Source organism: Neisseria sp. P0021.S006 (assembly GCF_051956895.1).
Genome location: NZ_JBQCWZ010000120.1, coordinates 1 through 2640 on the forward strand (window position 1 = coordinate 1; position 2640 = coordinate 2640).

Annotated in this window: 4 protein-coding genes; 2 read left to right on the forward strand and 2 right to left on the reverse strand. The window is 52.3% G+C overall.

Features of this window, described 5'->3' with window-relative positions; genetic code table 11:
• Nucleotides 1–205: 205 nt before the first annotated feature.
• A complete protein-coding gene (locus tag ACTHUM_RS11350) occupies nucleotides 206–736 on the forward strand; it encodes an REP-associated tyrosine transposase (RefSeq protein WP_107810491.1) in 531 nt (176 codons plus the stop codon).
• Nucleotides 737–927: 191 nt separating this feature from the next.
• Nucleotides 928–1899 carry an IS110 family transposase gene (locus ACTHUM_RS11355; protein WP_440398603.1) on the forward strand — a complete coding sequence of 324 codons (972 nt, stop codon included), beginning with the start codon at nucleotides 928–930 and terminating at the stop codon, nucleotides 1897–1899.
• 140 nt (nucleotides 1900–2039) lie between these two features.
• On the opposite strand, the gene ACTHUM_RS11360 is transcribed toward ACTHUM_RS11355, so the two are convergent.
• Nucleotides 2040–2300, reverse strand: a complete 261-nt coding sequence (locus ACTHUM_RS11360; RefSeq protein ID WP_440400688.1) for a hypothetical protein — start codon at nucleotides 2298–2300, stop codon at nucleotides 2040–2042.
• Between the two features lie 102 nt (nucleotides 2301–2402).
• On the reverse strand, nucleotides 2403–2640 hold a 238-nt coding region (locus ACTHUM_RS11365), incomplete at its 5' end, for an HAD-IA family hydrolase (protein WP_440402914.1).

The window sequence follows — 2640 nt, forward strand, 5'->3', positions numbered from 1 at the left end:
CTTAAAAACCAACGCGTAGGGTGTGTGCGGTACGCACGCACGCGGTTGCTTGATTGACGGTTTGCCGTTTCAACTTTTAACTTCGTTGAAGCTAGCGCTTTCAGACGGCCTCCAATGTCGTCTGAAAACGTCAGTTTCAACAAAGTTAAAACCTTAAACAACAAATCATTCCTTCTCCAACATCCAAACCACAAACAAAAATCCTATGGCGCGTTATCGCAGAAACTTCATTGCCGGCGGTACATTCTTTTTCACCGTCAAACTCGCCGATCCCAAAGCGCGCCTGCTTATTGAACATATCGGTTTATTGCGTGCGGCCTATATGGATGTGCAAAAACAATATCCCTTTGAAACCGTCGCCGTATGCGTACTGCCGAACCATATTCACGCCATTTGGACGCTGCCGCCCGATGATGCGGATTATTCCCTGCGCTGGCGGCTGATTAAAACCAAATTCTCCACACACTTCCCTCGTGCCGAAAACCTGTCTGCCAGCAAACAGCGGCGGCACGAACGCGGTATTTGGCAACGGCGTTTTTATGAGCACACCGTGCGCGACGAAACGGATTTGCAACGTTGCGCGGACTACATCCATTTCAATCCCGTCAAACATGGATTGTGCGCCAATGTCCGCGATTGGCCGTTTTCGTCGTTTCACCGTTATGTGAGGGACGGATGGCTGCCGTTAGATTGGGGTGGCACAAAAGAAACAGCGGTAATGAGTTTCGGAGAGTGAATGCTATAAAAAACTACCGACCGCGTGCGTGGCTGCGCCACACACCCTTGTATATCGGAACACCCGTATCATAGCAACAAACCGCCCGGCCGCCACCCGTACACACCCGAGGCAAACAACCGTCAAGTAGCTCAGGGAGCGGTCGGGCAACCCATCGACACAACCGAACAGTTGCCAGATAACACAACCGAATGCAAGGCAGGTTTATGATGAGTACCCAATACAATTACGCAGGCATCGATATCGCCAAACGAAACTTCGTCATCGCCGTTTCGTCTTTGTCCAAGACCAAAACCGAAACCAATAACACGAAAGGTATCGCCCATACCGTCGAATACCTTAAAAAACACAACGTCGCCCTCGTCGTGATGGAAAGCACCGGCGGTCTCGAAATTCCCGCCGCCAAAGCCATCCACCGCTCAGGCATAGCCGTGATTATCGCCAACCCACGTCAGACGCATCAGTTTGCCCAATCGCAGTCGCTGACCAAAACCGATGCCAAAGATGCCAAAATGCTCGCCTTCTTCGCACAGATGACGGCACAGAAAGAAGGTTGGCAAACCATGCTCTACCACCCGCACACCGAAGCGGAAGAAGTGTTGGAAGCCTTGGTTAACCGCCGCAACCAGCTGGTGGATATGCGGACTGCCGAGAAAAACCGTCTGTATCAGGTTCACGAAACACAAGTCGAAAGCGTCAAACAACTGATTGCCCATTTTGACAGGTTGATTGATGACTTGGACAAACAAATCGACGACCACACCCACACGCATTTTGACGGCAAAGCCAAAGTAGCAGAGCAAATCAAAGGCATCGGTTCGATAACGGCGGCTACACTGATGGCGATGCTGCCCGAATTGGGACGGCTGAACCACAAACGGATAGCGAGCCTGGTCGGTATTGCCCCGCACCCGAGGGAGAGTGGGGAAACCAAATTCAAAAGCCGCTGCTTCGGCGGAAGGTCTGCGGTGCGTAAGGCTCTGTATATGGCTACCGTGGTAGCGACACGTTTTGAACCGCTTATTCGGGATTTCTATCAGCGCCTGCTGTCTAAGGGTAAGCCGTATAAGGTTGCCGTTACGGCATGTATGCGCAAACTGCTGACGATATTGAATGCCCGGATGCGCGATTACTTTGCCGAAAACGGTATCCAAACGGCTTGATTTGAGTTTTTGTATTTTTGCCCGACGGGGTGAAAAATACAGTTGCTACCTGTAGTGGTACAAACTTTAAAATCGAGGTGTAGGGTGTGTGTGGTACGCACGCACGCGTTTTTTGCTGTTCAAACCATTGTTTCAAATCTTCAGAAGACCTCAAATGTCATCTGAAAACTTTTAGCAAGCCGTAGCCTGCATCCCCGCCAACCGCGTTTGTGGCTGCGCCACACACCCCACCTGCGGATGGTACAAACTTTAAAACCAAGATGTAGCAAGCCGTAGCCTGCATCTCCACCAACCGCGTGCGTGGCTGTGCCACACACCTTACCTGCGGAGGCACAAACTTTAAAACCGAGGTGTAGGGTGTGTGCGGTACGCACGCACGCGTTGTCTGTCGTTCTCACCACTGTTTCAAACTTTCAGAAGATCTCAAACGTCGTCTGGAAACTTTTAGAATAAAGGCCGTCTGAAATCCAGTTTTCAGACGGCCTTTTTACTTCCTTAGTATTTTACCTGCCCGACTGTGCCCACACGTTTTGCAGATAGGCGTAGGTCAGCTCGGCGGTGCCGGACACCAGCGCGATGTCGCTGCCCAAGTCTTCGGCTTTGCCCACGCCGATGGGCAAGGCGCCGGCGGCTTTGATGGCGGCGACGCCGGCGGCGGCGTCTTCAATGCCGATGCATTGGCGGATGTCCACGCCCACGCCCTCGGCGGCGGCGAGGAAGATGTCGGGGGCGGGTTTGGAA